This window comes from Sedimenticola thiotaurini (assembly GCF_001007875.1).
Classification (GTDB): Bacteria; Pseudomonadota; Gammaproteobacteria; order Chromatiales; family Chromatiaceae; genus Sedimenticola; species Sedimenticola thiotaurini.
Genome location: NZ_CP011412.1, coordinates 1,306,471 through 1,327,402, shown reverse-complemented (window position 1 = coordinate 1,327,402; position 20,932 = coordinate 1,306,471). Strand labels below are relative to the sequence as shown.

The window sequence follows — 20,932 nt, the reverse complement described above, 5'->3', positions numbered from 1 at the left end:
ACCCGTAAACTGTCGCTCCCTGTCAGTCCCATCACGGTTCAGAAGCCCAGCAGAATACTGGGTAGCCACAACACGGTAACCGGGAATACCGCGACAATGCCGAGTAGAACGAACTGTATTATAACGAATGGCATCACGCCTGCGTACATATGCTTTAGGGTGATCTCTTTCGGCGCTACGCCACGCAGATAGAAGATTGCCGGTGCCATGGGTGGCGTCATGTAGCTGGTCTGAACCGTAATCAGCACCAGGACTGAAAACCAGACCGGATCAACACCGGCTGCTTTAATGAACGGCATGAAGATAGGCACGAAGATCAGCAGGATGGAGATCCACTCCAGAAAGAAGCCGGCAGCAAACACGATACCGAGGAAAGTGAGGATCAACACCCAGGTCGGTACATCCATTGCCGAGATGGCGTCCTGAACATTCCACAGTGCACCGGTTCCCAGCAATACGCCGGTAAACAGGCTGCCACCGAGTACGATGAACATGATCATGGTGGTGACGGAGAGTGTCTGAACCAATGAGTGCCACAACATCCTTAAGTTGAGTTTTCCATGCAGTGCCGCCAGTACCACGGCACAGGCAGCACCGATGCCGGCCGCCTCGGTGGGTGATGCGGCGCCGGTAACAATAGACCCCAGTACGGCCGAGATCAGCACCAGCGGTGGCAGCAGGGCCTTGGCGGACAATACCAGTTTTTCAGACAGGCTCATGTCGTCCGCAGGATCATGCTCAAGACGTGGGCCGGCACCACCCATGGCGCTGGCCACCAACACGTACGTCAGATAGAAGAAGCCGAGCAACAGGCCGGGAATAATCATGCCGGCCATCAGATCACCGACGCTGACGTCGGCCAGTGGACCGAGCAGGATGATGATGATCGACGGAGGAATAACCGTACCCAGTGATCCGCCGGCACAGATAGTTCCGCTGATAAGACTCTTTTTGTAGCCCTGTTGCAGCATCGGAGGAATGGCCAGCAGGCCGATCAAGGATTCGGTTGCGCCCACCACGCCGGTGGATGCGGCGAATACAATCGCCATCAGCACCGTGCCGACAGCGACACCACCGCGCAGCTTGCGGGTCCAGATACGGATGGCAGAGAACAGATCCTCGGCAATTCCGGAACGCTCCAGCATGGCACCCATGAACACGAACAGGGGCACGGCGGCCAGAATGAAGTTGGTGGCCACATCCTCGATCTTGCCGACAAACTGATGAAATACCGAGTCACCAAAGACGACCAGGCCGCCGACAGTGGCTACGGCCATCAGTGCAAAGGCCACTTGCACGCCGGTGAGGATCAGCGCAAACAGCGCTACAAACATGATAAGGGCGACGATTTCCATCAGAGCTTCTCCGGCTGGCCAAACAGCGTATCTATCCGCTTCAGGCATTCGGCTATGAGTTGCAGGACGAGGGTGGAAAAGCCCACCACAAAGACCAGGCGCAGTGGCCAGACCGGTGGATTCCAGGCCGATGCGCCGGTAGTCTCACCACTCTCCAGACCTGACCAGAAGTAGCCGGCGAGTGCATAGGTGGTCCAGGCCACCAGGGGCAGCACCACCAGTGCATAGAACAGCAGGTCGAGCCAGGCCCGTTTTCGCAGTGACAGTCGGTGATAGAACAGATCCACCCGGATGTGGCTGCCCCGCTGCAGGGCCAGGCCGCTGCCCAGCAGGAAAAATGTACCGGTGAGCATGTAACCGATCTCGAACGACCAGATGGTCGGTGCGCCAAACAGATAGCGGGCCACCACTTCGTAACAGGTGGTAAGAATCAGTGGAATCAACAGCAGGCAGGAGGCGTAGCCGACCCAGCGCGGCATCAGTTCCAAGAGGGCGATGGTTGCTTTCATCATGGTTACCCTGGTATCAGGTGGGTGGCGGGCTGGTCCCGCCCCCACCAATCGTAGAAGTGTCGACTACTGGTTTGACAGTTTCCGGGAGCGTTGGCCCTTGCGCCAGACAGTCTCGAATGCCGCCTGATGTTCCATCACCCGCTTGAACCAGTCGTTCTCTGCCGCCTGACTAGCGCCCCATTTCTGGGCCGTTTTCAGTACCGCTTGCTGAACTTCAGGATCCAGCTCAATCACTTCGTTGCCCTGTTCTTCAAACCACTTCAGTGCCTTGGCATCTTCGTAGCCGAGCTTCAGCCAGCTATCCAGTGTCACCAACCGGGCGGCATATTCGATCATCTGCTGATCTTCGGCGCTGAGCTTGTCCCAGGTCTTGTGGTTGATGACCAGTTCGAAGGGTGCAGTGGGTTGGTGAACGCCGGGCACGATCACGTATTTGGACACCTTGTTAAAGCCGGGGGAGACATTCTCATAAGGCGTTCCCCATTCGGTGGCATCGATCACCCCACGCTCCAGCATGGTGTAGACATCAGCGGCCGGGGAGGTGACAGTGGCGGCCCCTAACTGCTTGGCCAGATCCAGCCAGGCACCCACGGTGCGCAGTTTCAGGCCCTGCATATCGGCCAGGGTGCGGACCGGTTTACGGGAGTGCAGAAACACTTCCGGGGTGCGGATAAACAGGGGCATGGAGACCAGACCAAACTCCTTTTCACGGAACTCCCGCTGCAACTCATAACCACCGCCCTGGTAGAGCCAGTGCAACATCACCTCGCTGTCAAAACTGCCGGCATATCCGGCAAACAGCACGGTGGTGGTGTCCCTGCCCCAGTCGTGGCCCATCCAGAGATGGCCCATATCGGCGATACCGTTTTTCACCGTCTCCGACACTTTTTGCGGATTGCCCAACGCGCCGCCCGGGAACACTTGGATCTGGATGCGCCCATTCGAAAGTTCCTCGACCTTCTTGGCAAACGCCTTCGGGCCCTCATCCATGATGGGACCGCCGGGCCATCCCGTTGCCATCTTGAACCGGTATTCGGGTGACCCGGCCGCATTGACCGTTGATGCGGCGATGCATAGCGCGGCGGTGACGCCGAGTACTTTTTTTACAAACGATAACTTCATCACTCTTCCTCCAACCTAGGGATAAAAACGGGACTTGCCAGCCCCTCTTGTAATACTTTTATCTGCAGTGCCGCTCAGTCGAGCGCAGCACCATCTTCGTTTAGCAGGGCACGTATCTGTTCGCCGCTGATGGCGCGTAGGGGAATGCGTTCACGGATGGCGGTGACGGCGGCAATCCCGGCCGCGTGGCCATAACCGAAACACTGTGCGGTAACCCGGGCGGATGCCAGCGCCTGGTGTTGTGCGCTGAGGCAGCGGCCGGCCACCAGCAGATTCTCGCCCTGGGCTGGAACGAGGGCGCCGTAAGGTACTTCGTAGTAGTCATCAAGCAGCCATTCGACGGTTGGTTTCTGACCGTTGTGCATTTCTATCGGCCAGGGCGAGCGAACCACGCCGTCAGCCCGTTTACGCCGGTTCACCACATCACTGTCGGAGAGTGTCTCCACGCCAACAATGGAGCGGGTCTGGCGTATACCTACTTCAACACCGGTATCGTTAATAAAGCTGGCTTCGCAGCCGGGCACTTGGTCACGCAGAAAGCGTGCATATTCGCGGGCCTGACCACGGCCCACCTGTTCTGCCTCGGTGTGATCCACCGGGTCGAGGACATTCAGGTCCCGGCCGTCACGACCCAGGACGCGGGTCGCGTTGATGAGTAATTCCCCGGGGCGGGGTGTTTCAAAAATCCAGATTTTGGATCTGGGTAGCTCATAACCACCCGTACTATCCGCTTCGATCAGGGCCTTGATCACTTTCTGGGAGCTGATCGTATCGTCGCCCCAATAGGCTTTGAATCGGTCCGTGTCCACACCCGCGAGACGGAAGATCATGGTGGGATTCTGGATGTGGCCATCGTCACCCAGTTTGAAGCTGTAACCGGCGCGGGCCACCACATCGGCGTCACCACTGGCATCGATAACCACTTTTGCGTGTACCGCGCCAATGCCGGATTTACTGTTGAGCACCACGCCGTGCAGGGTGTCATCCTCCTTGATCACACCGATCACCTGGGTGTGGTAGAGCATCTGTACACCGGCGTCGATCAGCAGGCCCTCGCCAACTTCGCGCCAGACCAGTGGGTCGTGAGTGACCGTCCAGGTTTTGCCATAGAGTTGTGGATCGGTGATGCCGTTACGCAGCGCCATGGCGGCCCGGAAGCGTTCCGTAAAACCGAACACCACCTGCTCCGGTCCGCTTTTGAGCGCGTCGGTGGAGAGGTACATACCACAGATGGTGCCGGACAGACCCGCCACAGCTGCACCACCACAAAATCCGTAACGCTCCACCAACAAGGTTTTAAGACCGCGTTGAGCGCTGGTTACCGCGGCTGCGATACCCGCCGCGCCACCACCGACAACCACAACGTCAACCTCCGTTAGAACCGGGAGTGAGTGATCGGTCTGGTGAACCTGATTTAGCTGCCATTGCATAGTTGCGCCTCACAGAGATCCAATAGATGTATAACTAACATATCAGTCATACATTACAGTGGCAAGCGCTCTGAAAGAGAAAAAATAACCGGTGTTTTGTACGGTTTGATGCGCGTTATTGGCGTTTACTGGGGGGGGAATTGATATGGGAAACGAGTGAGGTGAGAAAGGGGGTTGCCAGCGCATGCCTGGATTTTTCGATGCTGGATTAATTGCCGGCAACCGAACAGTCGGAACCGTATTCTGTTTTTCTTCACGGAATCGGCACATTTATGGTGCGAAGGAGAATTAAAACAGTGTTATTCGGCGGGGGATTGGCCTGCTTGTTGGGACAGATCAACTGATTATCATTTATATCGTTCTGGATTTTTGGCGGCAGTTAGACTATCCACCATTTAAACAGGCTGCTTCAGGTAACTGAATGAATTCTTTTGAAACCCTGACCATCGACCTTCGTCAGATGATCTTTGCCATCGAGGCAGCAGTTTCCCAGGTGGGGATGAACGATACCAATCACGGCAAGCGGGTTGGCTATATCGCCAGTCAGCTGGCCCACCACCTGGACTGGGATGAGGCGGATATCCAGTTTGCCTTCGAGCTTGGCCTGTTGCATGACAGCGGGGTCTCTACTGAGCAGATGCATTCGGCGCTGGTTAATCACTTTGACTGGCGAGATGCCTATATCCACTGCGAGATCGGTTACCGTCTGTTGAAGGATTTTGAACCGCTGGCGCGCTTTGCCGGTCCCATTCGCTATCACCACACACCCTGGGAGAAGCTCCGGGAGCTGGATATCAGTCAGCGGGACAAGCAGATGGCGAATCTTATTTTTCTGTCAGACCGGATAGACGTACTGGCGGTCTCCCATTACGAAAACGATATACTGCTGGCCCGGCAGGAGGTGATGCAGTCCATCCTTCGTTATCGCGGCAGCTATTTTGACCCGGAACTGGTGGCGGCTTTTCAATTAGCGGAACAGTCGGAAGCTTTCTGGATTGCGCTGGAGGATCGGCATGTCACCCGTTACGTCTGGGACATGGGCCAGTACGGAAACCGGGAAAAGTTGAGCATTGCCCAGATCAAGCAGCTGTCACTGATCATGGCTTATATCGTGGATCAGAAGAGCCCGTTCACTGCCCGGCATTCGGTCCGGGTGGCCGGCCTGGCCCGCTACCTGGCTGATAAGCATGGCCTACCGGGGGAGCAGTGTGACAAGATCGAAATCGCCGGGCTGCTGCACGATCTGGGCAAACTCCATATGCCGGACCAGATCCTGGAGAAGCCGGGGCCGCTCACACCGCTTGAGCGTTCCATCATGAATAAACACAGCTTTGAGACTTTTCAAATCCTGCGTCATATCCAGGGGCTGAACGAAATCGCCGACTGGGCGGCGTTTCATCACGAAGAGCTGAATGGGGCCGGCTACCCGTTCCATCGCCGGGCACAGGAGCTGAGTATCGAAGCGCGAATCATCGCCGTGGCAGATGTGTTCCAGGCGCTGGTGCAGGACCGCCCGTACCGGGCCGGCATGCAGATGGATGAGGTACTGATAATCCTGGAAGAGTACAGCCAGAGTGGGAAACTGGATCCGGAAATTTCCGCCCTGGCCCGGCAACATGCCGAAGCGTGTTTTCGGATTGCCCTGGGTCAGAATCGGCCGGAAGGGGGGAAGTCACTGCGACCGGCTTAGGCTGTTAATAGTCGGGTAGTAACGAGAACCAAGGAAGGTGCCATAACTATATTAAATGCTTAACCTGAAGTTCGAGCCCGGTATGCTCGTTCAAGTATTCCACCACAAGCCTGCGGTGGCAGTGATGCGGTTGGTGTTCACTACAGAGTAAACAACCCTGCTCCAGAACGCTTTGATCCACATCTTTTTCTATTGATCTGCGTGCCATGAGATTCAGAAACTTATCCTGGTAAGCATCCCACGTGATTGCTTTTTTCTGGTATGCGCTGAGTATATCCTTGGTTGGTGCCCAGTCAGGTAGGTGAATATATGATGCGTCACATAACTCCCGTAGAAAAAAGCGCAGATCATCTTTTTTAGCGAAACCGGACAGTTGTGAAATATTATTCAACCGTACATCAATTAAGGTGCGTATGTTCGAGTTACGGATAAGGGTAAAAAAATGCTCCGCTTTTTTCTGGGTGAACCCGATAGTATAGACATGCATTATTCCGCACCAATAGTCTTAGACGGTAGTCGCTACAAGCTTGCACTGCCGTCATTATACGCTGTCCCCAGGGTTACGCAGACAAATACTTGTTGTTTCTTTGCTCCGTAAAATAGCATCAGGCATTGGGCAGTAGGGTGGGTGTCGCGGCGTTCCAATATGGGTAGGGTGGGCACGTCGTTTGTGCCCACGCGGTATATCATTCCCCAAAATCCCCACCAACCGGTTTTGTCTTATCCCCAGCCCAATCCTCTGTATAAATACCTCGCGCCACCTCCCGGTGAAAGGTGGAGTAGGGCCAATCCATCACCCGGTTACAAATGCCATGTTTGACCGGGTTGTAGTGAATATAATCGACATGCCGGGCAAAGTCCTGCTCATTCCGGATTTGGTGTTCCCAATAGCGGCGCTGCCAGATCGTCGACTCCCGATACTTACGTTTTGAAGCGTTGATCCAATCGTGCCGTTTGTAATCTTTCGCACAGGCTCTGCTGACCAAGCGTTTGATCATTCCCCATCGAAACGAATAATTTACGTCATCCGGTGGCAGTGTCCAGATGCAATGCAAATGATCAGGCAACAGAACCCACGCTTCTATTTTGAATGGGTATTTTTCGCGCACCGTTTTGATAGCCTGTCGCAACGCTGTGCGTATTTGCAGATCACATAGGATCTGTTGTCGGCGATAGGTCACCACCGTGAAAAAATAGCTGGTGCCTTTGTTATGAGTTCGTCTGTATCGAGACATCCTTGTTCGATTTTTGATTGTTGTTTGATCCGCGTGGGCACGAAAGGCGTGCCCACCCTACTTGTCTGCAACTGTTTTAGTTTGGTAGGACGGGCACGTCTTTCATCCCCAAGGGGCTATTCTCTCCTCAAATGTTGCGTCTTCGAGCATCATTTTGTTGTCCCCGGGGTTTGTGCCCAGCAAGTAATAATTCTCCAAGGGTTACAATCTTTCGAACATAGGTCGGACACTCAATTTGGTATGTATTCTGCGACCATCTCTGATGTTCATTGCCATTAGTATAAGATTAATCCCTCCTGCTAACAGCTCAATACTTTGGACAATATAGAAATGGGTGCCGAGCATGCCAGCGGAAGCCCAGTGGTCTAGCAGTATTGCGCAGGGTATTAATACGACTATGCCATTTGCACCGATAATCGGCATTCGGCGCTTCTTCAGTTGGGTCAATTTTCCATTTCGTGATTTCGCCAGGGCAAAACCGCTTCCACCAGTCAGCGCGATGGAAGGGACCAGGATGAAAAGTCCCGGCGATACAATCAAACTTTTTACCGTTGCGATAGTTGTCGTGTCACCAAAAATTTCGACAAGAAGAGTTGCTGAAAAAAACATAGCTACACACAAAATGGCTACTAATGCTGCGAATCTATGGAGTAGAAGTGTCATAGTTTCTTCCGGAAGCGTTAATTTGGTAACATATTGTCATTATGCGAGTGATGTATTTGGTTGTCAACATGTTGTCAAGTTATTGGAAGAATTGCAGATGAAAGAATCCGGGAAAGGTTCAGTATTCACCAATATTGTGCTTGAAGTGTTCAGACTAGGAGGATTGCTGGTTAGTGAAGGTGACCAGATGGGTTTTGAGTATGGCGTCACCAGTGCTCGTTGGAAAGTGCTGGGGGCACTCTCACTGGCCGGTGAGCCGCAAACTGCTTCACAGATAGCAAGAAGCATGGGGTTAACAAGACAAGCTGTACAACGATTGGTTGATGCCATGTACGAGGATCAACTCCTGATCTTTCACGAGAATCCAGATCATAAGCGTGCCAAGTTGATCAGTCTGTCAGAACTAGGTGAAGAGGTTTATTTGAAGTTGGATGAAAAACAAACAGAATGGGCAACGAAATGCTCCATTGGTATTACGAAAGTAGAACTCGAAACTACACTGTCAGTCCTTAAAAGAATCTCTGATACTTTAAACCGCTAATAGTTGATTAAGCCGAGTGTTGTAGATATGCGTTAAATTCATGGGAGGCTGTCAACAAATTCAAATTAGGTGAAAAGCATTTCGATTGCCCGCTCAAGCTTGGCTATTTAACGAGTAGGTTTTATACAGCGGGATATCGTTTCTTCGGCTTTAAGGTGGGTGGCTTATTGTCCTGGTTTAACCTTTTATTTCATCAGGTTAAGCCATGCCCGCCTGCATTCCTTCAGCCAACCGGGTATACTGTTCCGTCAACTCTCTTCACGGAATATTTCCCATGCAATCGGCTCCCAATCTCTTCTCCTATCGCCAGTACTGGGCCAAGCGGTTTGGCACAGCGCCGGTGCTGCCCATGTCCCGCGCGGAGATGGATGAGCTTGGTTGGGATAGCTGCGATGTGATCCTGGTGACGGGGGATGCCTATGTGGATCACCCCAGTTTCGGTATGGCGCTGATCGGTCGCTTGCTGGAGGCCCAGGGGTTCCGGGTCGGTATCATCGCCCAGCCGGACTGGCGCTCGGTGGAGGATTTTCAGCGGCTGGGTAAGCCGAATCTCTTTATCGGTATCACCGCTGGCAACATGGACTCCATGGTCAACCGCTATACCGCCGACCGCAAGATCCGCTCCAACGATGCCTATACCCCGGACGGGGAGGGCGGCAAGCGGCCGGATCGTTCGGTGGTGGTGTATGCCCAGCGTGCCCGGGAGGCGTTCAAAGGGGTGCCGATTATCATCGGCGGGATCGAGGCGAGCCTGCGCCGTATTGCCCATTATGATTACTGGTCTGACAAGGTGCGGCGCTCCATTCTGCCGGACTCCAAGGCCGACCTGCTGATGTACGGTAACGCGGAGCGGGCCATTGTGGAGGTGGCCCACCGGCTGGCCCGGGGCGAGCCGATCAGCGAGATTACCGATGTGCGGGGCACCGGTTTCATGCGCCAGAGTGTGCCGGAGGGGTGGCTGGAGATCGACTCCAGCACGGTGGATGAGCCGGGCCGGATTGATCCGAAACCCTCGCCCTATGAGAGTGAGCCGGCCTGTGAGTCGGCCCCGGCTGCAGATGGTCAGGTGGTCACTTTTCATCAGCGGCCGAAAAAGTCCGACCGCAGTCACGCGGTGGTGCGTATCCCCTCGTTCGACCAGGTGGTGGCGGACCCGGTGCTCTATGCCCACGCCTCGCGGGTGTTTCACCTGGAGACCAATCCGGGCAATGCCCGGGCCCTGGTGCAGCGGCACGGCAAGCGGGAGGTGTGGCTCAACCCGCCACCGATCCCGCTGGAGACCGACGAGTTCGACCGGCTCTACGAGTTCCCCTACACCCGCAAGCCCCATCCCGCATATGGCGAGGCGAAAAACCCGGCCTGGGAGATGATCCGCTTCTCCATCCCGATCATGCGCGGCTGTTTCGGTGGTTGTACCTTCTGCTCCATCACCGAGCACGAGGGGCGCATTATCCAGAACCGCTCCCACGAATCGGTGATCCATGAGATCGAGACCATCCGCGATACGGTGCCGGGTTTTACCGGCACCATCTCCGACCTGGGTGGGCCCACCTCCAACATGTACCGGATGCGTTGCGAGAGTGAGAAGATCGAGTCCGCCTGTCGCCGGCTCTCCTGTGTCTTCCCGGATGTCTGCAAGCATATGCAGACCAACCACAGCTCCCTGACCCAGCTCTATCGCAAGGCCCGGGCAGTGAAAGGGGTGAAGCGGGTGCTGATCGCCTCCGGTCTGCGTTACGACCTGGCAGTGCGGGACCCGGAATACATTAAGGAGCTGGTGACCCACCACGTGGGCGGTTACCTGAAGATCGCCCCGGAGCACACCGAGGCGGGGCCGCTGGACAAGATGATGAAGCCGGGCATCGGTACCTACGACCGCTTCAAGAAGCTGTTCGAGAAGTACTCCCGGGAGGCGGGCAAGGAGCAGTATCTGATCCCCTACTTTATCGCCGCCCACCCCGGCACCTCGGACCAGGATATGCTCAACCTGGCACTGTGGTTGAAGCGGAACGACTTCCGTCTCGACCAGGTGCAGGCGTTCCTGCCCACGCCACTGGCAATCGCCTCCGCCATGTACCACACGGATCGCAATCCGCTGAAAAAAGTGAAACGGGATTCAGAGTTGGTGTCGACCCCCAAGGGGGCGCGCCAGCGGCGGCTGCACAAGGCTTTTTTACGCTACCACGATGCGGAGAACTGGCCGCTGCTGCGGGAGGCGCTGAAGCAGATGGGCCGGGCCGACCTGATCGGCAATGGCAAGCGTCACCTGGTGCCGACCTGGCAGCCGGAAGGCACCGGTAAACGGGATGGGCGTCGGGGCAGTCAGGTGAAACGTACCCCCCGTGGCATCAAACCACCGGTGGCGAGAAAGGTTGCCGGTGGCCGGAAGCGGGTCGGTAAGCGGCGCTGATCCGGGCTCGCCGGGGCGGCTCTACAGCGCCGGGGTGAAGCGCAACAGAAAGTAGTTGAACTGCTGCTCCGTGCCGTCCGGTGTCTGGTGGGTCTCCTGCCGGGTCTGTTGCAGTTTAAAGGCGTGCCCCAGCTCCGCGGAAATCTTCCGACTGTCATACTGAACAATATCCAATCCACTGCACTGTTTCGGCCCCTCCGGGGCGAAGGCGGCGATAATCAGGTGTCCGCCCGGCAGCAGCGTCTTTTTTACATTGGCCAGATAGCGATGCCGCTCCTCCGCCTGGATGAGGAAGTGAAACACCGCCCGGTCATGCCACAGGTGTACCTGGTGCGGTAGCTGGAAATCGGTGGCGTCCGCCTCCAGCCAGTCGACCTGGCTTGCCCGATCCCCCAGGCGCGCCCGGGCCAGATCCAGGGCCGCCCCGGCAATATCCAGTACCGTGATGGAGCGGTAACCGGCCTCGATAAGATGATCAACCAACCGGGATGCGCCGCCGCCCACGTCGATAATGGTCTCTTCCGGGGCGAGGTGACATTGGGCGATCAGTTCCAGGGAGCGTGCCGGGGCCGGTTGAAACCAACTCATCTTGTCGGCGTCGCGGCTCTGGTAGAGATGTTCCCAGTGTGCTTTGCGGTCGATCGGTTTCATGGCGTTCTCCGACTGATGTTTACGGGAATAGGTCGGGCGTGTCGTGTCAGCCGTTGTCTAGCGCTCACCGGAGTCGGAATCCTCGAAGGAATAGGGGAATGCGCTGCGGGCATTCTCGTCGATGCTGATACGCCGGGAGAGGGGCGGGAAGGCCCGTTGCGGGCAGTCGCGGCGCTCACACACCCGGCAGCTGACACCGATCGGTTCCACGGCCGCCGGATCTTCCAGGTCGAGACCGGTGGAGTAGATCAGCTTGTGGGCGTGTTTGATCTCGCAACCCAGGCCGATGGCGAACTTGCGCTGCGGTTGCAGGTAACTGGTGTCGGATTCATATACGGTACGGGCCAGGCAGAGATAGGTCTTGCCGTCCGGCATTCTGGCCAGTTGGCGCAGGATGGTGCCGGGGGAAGAGAAGGCTTCATGCACGTTCCAGAGTGGGCAGACGCCGCCGAGTCGGGCAAAGTGGAAACTGGTGGCGCTCTGTCGCTTGGAGATGTTGCCGGCCATGTCGACCCGTACAAAATAGAACGGGACGCCCTTGTCACCGGCCCGCTGCATGGTGCTGAGGCGGTGACACACCTGTTCGAAGCTGGTGCCGTAGAGCCCGCTCAGGCAGCCGATGTCGTAGCGCAGCCGCCGGGCGTCGTTGAGAAACTGGCTGTAGGGCATCAGCAGGGCGCCGGCAAAATAGTTGGCCAGGCCGACCCGGCAGATCGCCTGGGCCTGGCTGCTGCCCAGTTCGGCGTCGGCCAGTTCCTGCTCGATCAGATCGTGGAAGCGCAACAGGGCAATCTGGTAGGCGATATGGAACGAGCGTCGGGCCGGGGAGGAGGGTTTGGCCAGGTAGAGGGTCTTGTTGGTGGCATTGTACTTTTTCTGCAGTGAGCCTTTCTGTTCAAAACTGTTCAGCTGTACCTTGATGCCGTACTGCTGCCTGACGAATTCGGTCAGGTTCTGTTCCAGGTTGTCGATTTCAAACCGCTGCGCCTCAAACAGGGATTCGGCCGCCTGGTCCAGGGATTCGATATGGTTGTTGCGCCGATAGAAGAAGTCACGCACCTCTTCATAGGGGAACTGGGCACCATGCAGCGCTTTGATGCGCTCTTCACCGGCAATCGATTCGGACAGGGTCTGGTGATCCACCTGGAGGCGTTGATAGGCACGGAACAGTTGCAGGAAACGGTCCGCCAGCCGGGGCGAGGTGGAGACCACTTCCCGCAGTTCATGGATGGCGATATCGGAACCCCGGAAGATCGGGTCGTTGAGGGACTCCCGCAACTGGTTGGCGCGCCGGTCCTCATCCTCGGTCCAGTCGGTGAAGTCGATGTTCAGGGCCAGTTCCAGTTTGGTCAGGATGCGCTTGTTGAGCGGGCGGGCATCGTTCTCGATCTGGTTGAGATAGCTGGCTGAAATGGCCATCTTTTCCGCCAGTGCGGCCTGGGTCAGGCCCTTCTGATCCCGCAGCTTCCGGATTCGACTACCCAGGTTGGTCAGTTTTGTCATTCGCCAAGGACTCGTTGAATATGCTGAATTGTAAATATAATTGCATAAAAATATATAACAAACAGAATCTTATGTTACATATCCTGTGTTAGCAATACAGTTTGAAAAGATTTGCAGATAACGCTTCAAAGGGTAGCTTGGAATCTGATTCTCTGCTCAAGACTGGTATACTGGCCCGCTGTTGCGTTTTTACCATTATCAGGATCGAGGACGATCAACCATGCGTTATGTGAGTACCCGAGGGGGCATAGAGCCGGTTTCCTTTTCTCAGGCCGTCATGATGGGACTGGCCACCGATGGCGGTCTGCTGCTGCCCGAGTCCTTTCCGCAGGTCGATGCCGCAACCTTGCAGCGCTGGGCCAAGCTGTCGTTCCAGGCGCTGGCGGTGGAGGTGATGCAGCCCTTTGTGGGGGAGGACATCTCCCGTGAGGAGCTGGTGGCGCTGGTTGAGAAATCCTATGCCAGTTTCAGTCATCCGGAAGTGACCCCGCTGGTGGAGCCGGGCAACCTGCGGATTCTGGAACTGTTCCACGGTCCCACCGCAGCCTTCAAGGATGTGGCCTTGCAGTTCCTGGGCAACCTGTTTGAGCTGCTGCTGGAGCGCAGTGGCCAGCGCCTGAATATTCTGGGCGCCACCTCTGGCGATACCGGCTCGGCGGCCATTTATGGTGTGCGGGGCCAGGAGCGGATTGATATCTTTATCCTGCATCCGAAGGGACGGGTGTCGCCCATCCAGGAGCGCCAGATGACCACGGTGCTGGATGCAAACGTGCACAATATCGCCATCACCGGCACTTTTGACGACGGTCAACGGATTGTCAAAGAGCTGTTCAACGACCTCGACTTCAAACAGGAGTACAAGCTGGGTGCGGTCAACTCCATCAACTGGGCGCGTATCCTGGCCCAGGTGGTCTACTACTTCTACGCCTGGGGGCGGGTGAGTGGTGGGGATGCTTCGCAGAAGGTCTCCTACTCGGTTCCGACCGGAAACTTTGGCGATATATTCGCCGGCTACGTGGCCCTGCGTATGGGGCTGCCGGTGGAGCGCCTGATCCTGGCCACCAACCGCAACGACATCCTGAGCCGCTTCGTTAACAGCGGTGTCTATCAGACCGGCGAGGTCCATCCCACCATCAGTCCATCCATGGATATCCAGATCTCCTCCAACTTTGAGCGTTATCTCTACTTCCTGATGGACCAGAATCCCGCCAAAGTGCGGGAGCTGATGGAGCAGATGGGCCGGGAGGGCAAGCTGGAGGTGTCGCCGGAGAAGCGGGCCGAAGTGGCAGCGCTGTTCCATGCGGCGGCCGTGAGTGAAGATGAGACCCGGGAACAGATCCGGGAAACCTATGCCGAGACCGGTTATATTCTCGATCCCCACACCGCGGTTGGTGTGCATGCGGCCAGGGCGTTCCCCGGCGCTATCTGCCTGGCAACGGCCCATCCGGCCAAGTTCGGCGCGGCGGTGAAAGAGGCGATCGGCGTGGAGTCCGAACCGCCCCCTTCGCTGCAGGGTCTGATGGAGAAAGAGACCCGTTGCGCCGTGCTGGCTGCGGATGCAGGGGTGATCCGGGATTTCATGAAATCGACCCTGGCCGACTGATCCCGAAGGCATGGGGTCATTCCGGTTGATAAGCCGGCCTGCGCCAGGCCCAATCTCCTGTCGAGATCCAGATACAGAGGGCGGATAGGCCCATGCCTGTCCGTCATTGGCAATCAGTGACTAATCAAAAATCAGCGAATAAAAATCATGGCAACAGAGTCCAGACAGATCAAGATCGTCGATACCACCCTGCGTGATGGTGAGCAGACCCAGGGGGTCTCCTTTTCACCGGAAGAGAAGCTGAATATTGCCAAATCGCTGCTGGAATTGCTTAAGGTTGACCGCATTGAGGTGGCCTCAGCGCGAATTTCCGAAGGCGAGAAGGCGGCGGTGGCGGAGATTATCCGCTGGGCGGACAGTGTGGGTCTGGCTGATCGGGTCGAGGTGCTGGGGTTTGTCGATTTCAAACGCAGCGTGGACTGGATTCGGGAGGCGGGCGGCCGGGTCATCAACCTGCTGGCCAAGGGCAGCGAGAACCACTGTGTCAACCAGCTGAAGAAGAGCCTGACCCAGCACGTGGGGGATATCAAGAAGACCATCAATTACGCCCACAAACAGGGCATGAAGGTCAATATCTACCTGGAGGACTGGTCCAACGGTTATCGGGACAACCGGGAGTATGTCTACGAACTGATGGACCGCCTCAAGGGGCTCGGCATCGAGCATTTCATGTTGCCGGATACTTTGGGCGTACTCACCCCGGATGAGGTGTACAGCGATCTCACCGACATGATCGAACGTTTCCCGGAGTGCCAGTTCGATTTCCATCCCCACAACGATTATGGTCTGGGGACCGCCAACGCGGTGATGGCGGTCAAAGCCGGGGTCTCTTCCATCCACTGTACCCTGAACTGCCTCGGTGAACGGGCCGGTAACGCCTCCCTGGCGGAAGTGGCGGTCAACCTGAAGGATCAGATGGGCATCAAGCTGGGTATTAACGAATCCCACCTGGTGTTGCTCAGCCAGATGGTGGAGAGCTTCTCCGGCAAGCGGGTGGCGGACAACGCGCCCATTATCGGCGCCGACGTGTTTACCCAGACCAGCGGTATCCATGCGGATGGGGACAAGAAGGGCGGACTCTACCAGACCAAGCTGACACCCGAGCGCTTCTCCCGTCGCCGCAGTTATGCCCTGGGCAAGATGAGCGGCAAGGCCTCGCTGCAGAAAAACCTGGAGCGGATGGATATCTCCCTCTCTCCGGAGAATCTGGAGAAGGTGCTGAAGCGGGTGGTGGAACTGGGTGACGAGAAGAAGGCGATCACCTCCGATGACTTGCCTTTTATCATTGCCGAGGTGCTGGAGAGCAAGGACTATCACCACATTGAACTGTTGAACTGCTCCATTACATCCGGACTCGACCTGGAGTCCACCGCCAGCATCCGGGTACTGATAAAGGGTGAGGAGGTGCGCGCCTCCGGCATCGGGAATGGCGGTTTCGATGCCTTTATGCACGCAGTGGCCAAGGTGCTGAAGAAGCATGATGTGCCGTTGCCGAAACTGGTGGATTTTGAAGTGCGTATCCCCCGGGGAGGCAAGACCAATGCGCTGACCGAGGCATCAATCGCCTGGGAGATCGATGGGCGTAGCTATAACACCCGTGGTATCCACTACAACCAGGTGTTTGCCGCTATCAACGCCACCATGCGCATGCTCAATATCCTGCTGCATCGGCAGGAGAAACTGGCCGAGAGGTAGCGCGCAGCTGTCCGGTCTGATTTAAAGATTTTCAGTGGTATGTCGCTAACTCCGGGTAAGCTCTATGCAAATGGAAAAGTAATTCATGGAAAGTATGCAAAAACTGTTTGATTCCATCGAAGCCTGTGCCGAGCGCTTGGATCAGTTGAATAAGCGTTACACACACCTGTCTACCGAGGCGACCCGGGAGAGTGTCAAGACCTGGAGAGTGGTCAGGGAACAGGTTCTTGCTGAGCAGGTGGACGAGAGCTCTGATCAGCAGGCGCCTGAACTGAAACCGCTGGCCAATGAACTGCTGGAGAAGCAGGGGCACACTCTGGACGAAACGATCGAAATTCTGGAGGCGCAGCATGGCATTACAGTTGACTTGGTGGGCCTGATCCAGAGCATCGGAAAAACCGCCTACATCGCAGCCCTGAGACGGGAGGCGGTGGAACTGCAGGAAAATGCCATATCCTTCCCCCAGATCGCTTCACTCTGGAATGATCAGGGCCGTCCCGCCATCGGTGGCGAGACCTGGAGTGCCCGAACTGTGTCTATTCTGGTTGAATAGCCGGACAGAGATGGGGAGCTGGTTCCATTTTTTCAGTCCATATTCCGGCCAGGGGTGTTTTTCTCCACTGTAATCTGACTGATAATAGCCTTTTTGGATTACTCAACTTAATCTATATCCTTTGGTTGCCGCATGAGTGATAGTGATACTCCTAAATTTGATGTAAAGGCGTTCGCAAACACCCTGGTGGCGGATATCGAGAGTAACCGTATTCGGCTGCCCACTCTGCCGGCGATCTCTCTGGAAGCACTGCTGGTGGTCAATGATGCGGCCAGTTCCATGGCCGATGTGGCGCGTATTATCAGCAAGGATACCTCCATGGCGGCCCGGTTGGTGCGGTACGCCAACAGCCCGCTCTACCGGGGCGTCAGTACCGTCACTTCCGTGAAAATGGCCATCACCCGGATCGGTTTTGATGCGGTTAAGAACGCCATTCTCAGCCTGGCGATGCGGGATGTATTCACCACCGCCTTCAGACCCCTGCAATCGCGAATGGAAGCGCTCTGGAAACATAGTGTGGATGTGGCTACCAAGGCGACCCTGCTGGCGTCCCACTTTTCCCATCTGAATAAGGATGAGGCGATGCTGGCCGGTTTGATTCACGACGTGGGTGTCATTCCGGTACTGATCAAGGCCACGGAATATCCCTTCCTGCTGGAGAGCGAGGAGAATCTCGACAAGGTGGTCGATAAACTGCACATGCCGATCGGTAAATTCATGCTGTCGCGCTGGAACTTCGATCCCGCCCTGGTGGACGTGGCTGCCAGCCATGACAAGCTGGATCGTGTGCCGAAAGGGGACAAGGTGGACTACGTAGATATTATCCAGGTGGCGAACATTCTCAGCCACCAGGGAACTGAACAGCGCTGGGCCGGCCTGGATATCAGCAGCAACCTGGCCTGCATACGGGTGGGCCTGGACCTGATTGCAAACCTGGATAAATCCGTGCAAGTTGAAGAGGACGAGTCGGAACTGAGCGATATGCTGAACTGATCGGTCGCGGATGGTTTTACTTTTTTGAATCGCGCATAAAAAAAGCCCGGGGCCAATCGGTCCCGGGCTTTTTTGTGTTTGGAGCGGGAAACGAGATTCGAACTCGCGACCCCAACCTTGGCAAGGTTGTGCTCTACCAGCTGAGCTATTCCCGCATCAATCGAAGGCCGGTATTCTATTGATTATGATTGTCATGTCAAGCGCTAACTGAAATTTCTGGCAGATTTTCGAGCGGTTGACGGATTGGCCGCCAAGGGGCATTCCGGTCCGGTTATCGGACTGTCCGGCAGATTGATTTCTCTACTGATCGGGCCATTGAGGAGCGCCCGGAACCCGCTCCCCAAACCACTGGTTCAGTGTTGCGTGAGACCGCTCCAGGCCAGCAGGGCCGGGTAATTCTCCAGCAGCAGTTTGGCGCTGATCAGGATACAGACCAGCACGATCATGGGGCGGATCAACCGTACGCCCCGTTTCAGAACCAGCCGGGCGCCAAACCGGGCGCCGATCAGTTGTCCCACTCCCATGATCAGTCCGATGCTCCAGACCACGTGACCGCTGAGAATGAAAAAGCTCAGGGAAGCAAGATTGCTGGTCAGATTGAGTACCTTGGTGTGGGCGGTAGCCCGGGTCAGCCCAAAGCCGAGCAGGCCGACAAAACCGATGGCAAAGAATGAACCGGCACCCGGCCCGAAAAAACCATCATAAAAGCCGACACCAAACCCCACGGTCAAGGAAAACAGCCAGGGTGTGATACGGGCGTTGCGATGCTCGTCGCTGATGGTTGGGGAGAGCAGGAAATAGAGCGCCATGCCGATCAGCAGCAGCGGGATGATACCGGCCAGAAACTGGGTGCTGATCCGCTGCACCACCAGGGTTCCTGCCACGGCACCGACAAAGGTGCAGGCGATCATCAATTTCAGCTCACCCAGCTTGATCAGGTCGTTGCGGATGAAATAGAGCGACGAGGAGAAGGTGCCAAAAGAGCCCTGCAACTTATTGGTGGCCAGGGCCTGGGTGGGTGGCATGCCGGTGGCGAGCAGGGCGGGCAGGGCGATCAGTCCACCACCGCCGGCGATTGCATCCACCATGCCGGCCAGCAGGCCGGTAACAAATAGCAGAATCAGGAGCTCCGCCGACAGTTCAATAACGGACATAATGGTTGGTCCACAGTGGCGTTTCAGGCATGATTGGCACCCGGCGCAAATAGCTGCATGTTAGCCGAGTTGAGTATGGCAGCATACACTGAATGGCATCCCATCACTTTATAACCGACAGACGCTCTACGACTAGGGGATACACCGCAATGAAGATCAAGATTTATACCACCGGTGGCACCATCGACAAGATCTATTTTGATCAGAAGAGTGAGTTCCAGGTGGGCGAACCGCAGATTGTGGAGCTGTTGCGGGAAGCCAACATCACCTTTGATTACGAGTTGGAATCCCTGATGCGCAAGGACAGCCTGGATATGGATGATGCAGACCGGGCGCTGATCGCGGAGCGGATTCGCCAGGATCCGGATTCGCGCATTCTGCTGACCCATGGCACCGATACCATGGTGGAGACCGCCCGGGCGTTACTGGGGATCGAGGGTAAGACCATTGTCCTGGTCGGCTCCATGCAGCCGGCCCGGCTGCGTTACAGCGATGCGGTTTTCAATATCGGTTATGCGATTGCCACGGTGCAGATGATGCCGCCCGGCATCTACGTGGCCATGAACGGTCAGGTGTTCGATCCGTTGCATGCGCGCAAGAATGTGGCTGCACACCGGTTCGAGGCGGTCTGAGCCGTCACGGCTGCCAGGCAGCGGACGCTTCGGTGCCTACCAGGGTCTCATCGATCAGCAGACCCACTACCTCCCGCAGTGCCTGCTCATGCTCCATGCCGTCGGCCAGTGCCGTCTCGTAAGCCCTGACCTGACGATGGGCGCTGGTGCCTTCCCGGACAATGGTGCGCATGTGGTTCAGCTCCTGTTGGCAGCCGAAAAACTCCCCATCCTCCTGTAACAGCTCCAGCACCTCATCCATCAACTCGTCAAACTGGACAATGGTCCCATGGCCAAAATCGATCAGCCCCTCGTCGATCCCGTAGCGGTGGGCACGCCAGCGGTTCTCGTTGATCAGAAACAGGCTATAGCGCCGCCAACGCTGATTGCTGCGGCGGAGCCGGTAGAGCATGCGCAGCCAGCAGCGATAGAAGGCCGCTACGCAGAGCACATCATCGAGCCGGGGGCAGACATCGGATATGCGCATCTCCAGGGTGGAGTAACGGTGGCTGGGGCGGATATCCCACCAGATCTTGGAGGCGTCCTCGATAACGCCGGCCTTGACCAGTACCGCGATATGCCGTTCGTACTCCCCGTAGCTGTCGAAATAGTCCGGCAGGCCGGTTCTGGGCATGCCGTCCCACAGGGAGATACGATAGGACTTCAGGCCGGTGTTGCGGCCGCGCCAGAAGGGCGATGAGGTGGTGAGCGCCAGGATATGGGGCAGTATATAGGTAGCCTGGGACATCAGGTCGATGCGCAGGTCGTCGTCCTCGATGCCGACGTGGATATGCATGCCGCTGATCACCAGCTGCCGTACCACCTCCTGCAGGTCGTTGGCCAGTTGGTTGTAGCGTTTCTTGCGGGTATGCTCCAGTTGGCTCGGTCTGCCAAAGGGATGGGTGGAGGCGGCAACCAGTGCCAGGTTGTGCCGTTCGGCGACACCGGCCACGGTACGGCGCAGATAGGCGAGATTCTCCCGGGCCTCGGAGAGGCTGTTGCAGATCTGGGTGCCCACCTCGATCTGGCACTGGAGGAATTCCGGTGAAACCTGGTCCACCAGCAACGCCTCGCACTCTTTCAGCATGGTCTTCGGTGCCTGGCTGATCAGATTGCGGCTCTCCCTGTCGACCAGCATGTACTCCTCTTCGATACCGATGGTAAAAGACGGTTCCTTCATGTGCCCTCCAGGTCGACCGGTTTATTGCTAT

General features: G+C 56.6%; 18 protein-coding genes and 1 tRNA gene. 8 read left to right on the top strand and 11 right to left on the bottom strand.

Annotated elements, in window-relative coordinates:
* Positions 1–38: 38 nt before the first annotated feature.
* From AAY24_RS05940 to AAY24_RS05925, 4 genes are all read right to left on the bottom strand, one after another.
* The gene (locus tag AAY24_RS05940; RefSeq protein ID WP_052761093.1) at positions 39–1,355 is read right to left on the bottom strand and encodes a TRAP transporter large permease; all 1,317 of its coding nucleotides are present in this window, start codon (positions 1,353–1,355) and stop codon (positions 39–41) included.
* Positions 1,355–1,867 (bottom strand): TRAP transporter small permease subunit, encoded by a 513-nt coding sequence (locus tag AAY24_RS05935; protein WP_234422254.1) that lies wholly within the window; start codon positions 1,865–1,867, stop codon positions 1,355–1,357. Before AAY24_RS05935 ends, AAY24_RS05940 begins: the two co-directional genes overlap by 1 nt.
* A 63-nt stretch (positions 1,868–1,930) precedes the next feature.
* The gene (gene dctP / locus AAY24_RS05930) at positions 1,931–2,989 is read right to left on the bottom strand and encodes a TRAP transporter substrate-binding protein DctP (protein WP_046858899.1); all 1,059 of its coding nucleotides are present in this window, start codon (positions 2,987–2,989) and stop codon (positions 1,931–1,933) included.
* 74 nt (positions 2,990–3,063) lie between these two features.
* Positions 3,064–4,419 (bottom strand): FAD-dependent oxidoreductase, encoded by a 1,356-nt coding sequence (locus AAY24_RS05925; RefSeq protein ID WP_046858898.1) that lies wholly within the window; start codon positions 4,417–4,419, stop codon positions 3,064–3,066.
* A gap of 421 nt (positions 4,420–4,840) precedes the next feature.
* Here AAY24_RS05925 and AAY24_RS05920 point away from each other — a divergent pair, with 421 nt between their 5' ends.
* The gene (locus AAY24_RS05920) at positions 4,841–6,109 is read left to right on the top strand and encodes an HD-GYP domain-containing protein (RefSeq protein ID WP_046858897.1); all 1,269 of its coding nucleotides are present in this window, start codon (positions 4,841–4,843) and stop codon (positions 6,107–6,109) included.
* 46 nt (positions 6,110–6,155) lie between these two features.
* Here AAY24_RS05920 and AAY24_RS05915 read toward each other — a convergent pair whose 3' ends face one another.
* Together AAY24_RS05915 and AAY24_RS05910 are read right to left on the bottom strand one after the other, a co-directional pair.
* Positions 6,156–6,596: a DUF488 domain-containing protein gene (locus AAY24_RS05915; protein WP_046858896.1), complete on the bottom strand. Its 441-nt coding sequence runs from the start codon at positions 6,594–6,596 to the stop codon at positions 6,156–6,158.
* Positions 6,597–6,795: 199 nt separating this feature from the next.
* A complete protein-coding gene (locus tag AAY24_RS05910) occupies positions 6,796–7,344 on the bottom strand; it encodes an REP-associated tyrosine transposase (RefSeq protein WP_082117054.1) in 549 nt (182 codons plus the stop codon).
* A gap of 343 nt (positions 7,345–7,687) precedes the next feature.
* Between AAY24_RS05910 and AAY24_RS19605 the strand changes: the two genes are divergently transcribed.
* The gene (locus AAY24_RS19605; RefSeq protein WP_335337216.1) at positions 7,688–8,548 is read left to right on the top strand and encodes a MarR family winged helix-turn-helix transcriptional regulator; all 861 of its coding nucleotides are present in this window, start codon (positions 7,688–7,690) and stop codon (positions 8,546–8,548) included.
* 274 nt (positions 8,549–8,822) lie between these two features.
* Positions 8,823–10,958 (top strand): YgiQ family radical SAM protein, encoded by a 2,136-nt coding sequence (locus AAY24_RS05895; protein ID WP_046858893.1) that lies wholly within the window; start codon positions 8,823–8,825, stop codon positions 10,956–10,958.
* 21 nt (positions 10,959–10,979) lie between these two features.
* Here AAY24_RS05895 and AAY24_RS05890 read toward each other — a convergent pair whose 3' ends face one another.
* Both AAY24_RS05890 and AAY24_RS05885 read right to left on the bottom strand, forming a co-directional pair.
* Positions 10,980–11,609: a class I SAM-dependent methyltransferase gene (locus AAY24_RS05890; protein ID WP_046858892.1), complete on the bottom strand. Its 630-nt coding sequence runs from the start codon at positions 11,607–11,609 to the stop codon at positions 10,980–10,982.
* A gap of 57 nt (positions 11,610–11,666) precedes the next feature.
* The gene (locus AAY24_RS05885) at positions 11,667–13,112 is read right to left on the bottom strand and encodes a helix-turn-helix domain-containing protein (RefSeq protein ID WP_046858891.1); all 1,446 of its coding nucleotides are present in this window, start codon (positions 13,110–13,112) and stop codon (positions 11,667–11,669) included.
* A gap of 220 nt (positions 13,113–13,332) precedes the next feature.
* Here AAY24_RS05885 and thrC point away from each other — a divergent pair, with 220 nt between their 5' ends.
* From thrC to AAY24_RS05865, 4 genes are all read left to right on the top strand, one after another.
* Entirely contained in the window at positions 13,333–14,715 is a 1,383-nt protein-coding gene (gene thrC, locus AAY24_RS05880) for a threonine synthase (RefSeq protein ID WP_046858890.1), read from the top strand.
* 147 nt (positions 14,716–14,862) lie between these two features.
* Positions 14,863–16,410 (top strand): alpha-isopropylmalate synthase regulatory domain-containing protein, encoded by a 1,548-nt coding sequence (locus AAY24_RS05875; protein ID WP_046858889.1) that lies wholly within the window; start codon positions 14,863–14,865, stop codon positions 16,408–16,410.
* An 85-nt stretch (positions 16,411–16,495) separates the two neighbouring features.
* The gene (locus tag AAY24_RS05870) at positions 16,496–16,963 is read left to right on the top strand and encodes a hypothetical protein (RefSeq protein WP_046858888.1); all 468 of its coding nucleotides are present in this window, start codon (positions 16,496–16,498) and stop codon (positions 16,961–16,963) included.
* A 132-nt stretch (positions 16,964–17,095) separates the two neighbouring features.
* Positions 17,096–17,956, top strand: a complete 861-nt coding sequence (locus tag AAY24_RS05865) for an HDOD domain-containing protein (protein WP_046858887.1) — start codon at positions 17,096–17,098, stop codon at positions 17,954–17,956.
* A 79-nt stretch (positions 17,957–18,035) separates the two neighbouring features.
* Here the strand turns inward: AAY24_RS05865 and AAY24_RS05860 are convergent.
* Positions 18,036–18,111 (bottom strand) — tRNA-Gly (locus AAY24_RS05860).
* 198 nt (positions 18,112–18,309) lie between these two features.
* The gene (locus tag AAY24_RS05855; protein WP_199930504.1) at positions 18,310–19,110 is read right to left on the bottom strand and encodes a TSUP family transporter; all 801 of its coding nucleotides are present in this window, start codon (positions 19,108–19,110) and stop codon (positions 18,310–18,312) included.
* 149 nt (positions 19,111–19,259) lie between these two features.
* On the opposite strand from AAY24_RS05855, the gene AAY24_RS05850 reads away from it, so the two are divergent.
* A complete protein-coding gene (locus AAY24_RS05850) occupies positions 19,260–19,742 on the top strand; it encodes an asparaginase domain-containing protein (protein WP_046858886.1) in 483 nt (160 codons plus the stop codon).
* Positions 19,743–19,746: 4 nt separating this feature from the next.
* On the opposite strand, the gene AAY24_RS05845 is transcribed toward AAY24_RS05850, so the two are convergent.
* Entirely contained in the window at positions 19,747–20,901 is a 1,155-nt protein-coding gene (locus AAY24_RS05845; RefSeq protein ID WP_046858885.1) for a carboxylate-amine ligase, read from the bottom strand.
* Between the last annotated feature and the right edge of the window lie 31 nt (positions 20,902–20,932).

Bases quoted from the DNA above. Each gene is read 5' to 3' on its own strand.
- AAY24_RS05940 (WP_052761093.1), bottom strand. From the start codon at position 1,355: ATGGAAATCGTCGCCCTTATCATGTTTGTAGCGCTGTTTGCGCTGATC.
- AAY24_RS05935 (WP_234422254.1), bottom strand. From the start codon at position 1,867: ATGATGAAAGCAACCATCGCCCTCTTGGAACTGATGCCGCGCTGGGTC.
- dctP (WP_046858899.1), bottom strand. From the start codon at position 2,989: ATGAAGTTATCGTTTGTAAAAAAAGTACTCGGCGTCACCGCCGCGCTA.
- AAY24_RS05925 (WP_046858898.1), bottom strand. From the start codon at position 4,419: ATGCAATGGCAGCTAAATCAGGTTCACCAGACCGATCACTCACTCCCG.
- AAY24_RS05920 (WP_046858897.1), top strand. From the start codon at position 4,841: ATGAATTCTTTTGAAACCCTGACCATCGACCTTCGTCAGATGATCTTT.
- AAY24_RS05915 (WP_046858896.1), bottom strand. From the start codon at position 6,596: ATGCATGTCTATACTATCGGGTTCACCCAGAAAAAAGCGGAGCATTTT.
- AAY24_RS05910 (WP_082117054.1), bottom strand. From the start codon at position 7,344: ATGTCTCGATACAGACGAACTCATAACAAAGGCACCAGCTATTTTTTC.
- AAY24_RS19605 (WP_335337216.1), top strand. From the start codon at position 7,688: ATGCCAGCGGAAGCCCAGTGGTCTAGCAGTATTGCGCAGGGTATTAAT.
- AAY24_RS05895 (WP_046858893.1), top strand. From the start codon at position 8,823: ATGCAATCGGCTCCCAATCTCTTCTCCTATCGCCAGTACTGGGCCAAG.
- AAY24_RS05890 (WP_046858892.1), bottom strand. From the start codon at position 11,609: ATGAAACCGATCGACCGCAAAGCACACTGGGAACATCTCTACCAGAGC.
- AAY24_RS05885 (WP_046858891.1), bottom strand. From the start codon at position 13,112: ATGACAAAACTGACCAACCTGGGTAGTCGAATCCGGAAGCTGCGGGAT.
- thrC (WP_046858890.1), top strand. From the start codon at position 13,333: ATGCGTTATGTGAGTACCCGAGGGGGCATAGAGCCGGTTTCCTTTTCT.
- AAY24_RS05875 (WP_046858889.1), top strand. From the start codon at position 14,863: ATGGCAACAGAGTCCAGACAGATCAAGATCGTCGATACCACCCTGCGT.
- AAY24_RS05870 (WP_046858888.1), top strand. From the start codon at position 16,496: ATGGAAAGTATGCAAAAACTGTTTGATTCCATCGAAGCCTGTGCCGAG.
- AAY24_RS05865 (WP_046858887.1), top strand. From the start codon at position 17,096: ATGAGTGATAGTGATACTCCTAAATTTGATGTAAAGGCGTTCGCAAAC.
- AAY24_RS05855 (WP_199930504.1), bottom strand. From the start codon at position 19,110: ATGTCCGTTATTGAACTGTCGGCGGAGCTCCTGATTCTGCTATTTGTT.
- AAY24_RS05850 (WP_046858886.1), top strand. From the start codon at position 19,260: ATGAAGATCAAGATTTATACCACCGGTGGCACCATCGACAAGATCTAT.
- AAY24_RS05845 (WP_046858885.1), bottom strand. From the start codon at position 20,901: ATGAAGGAACCGTCTTTTACCATCGGTATCGAAGAGGAGTACATGCTG.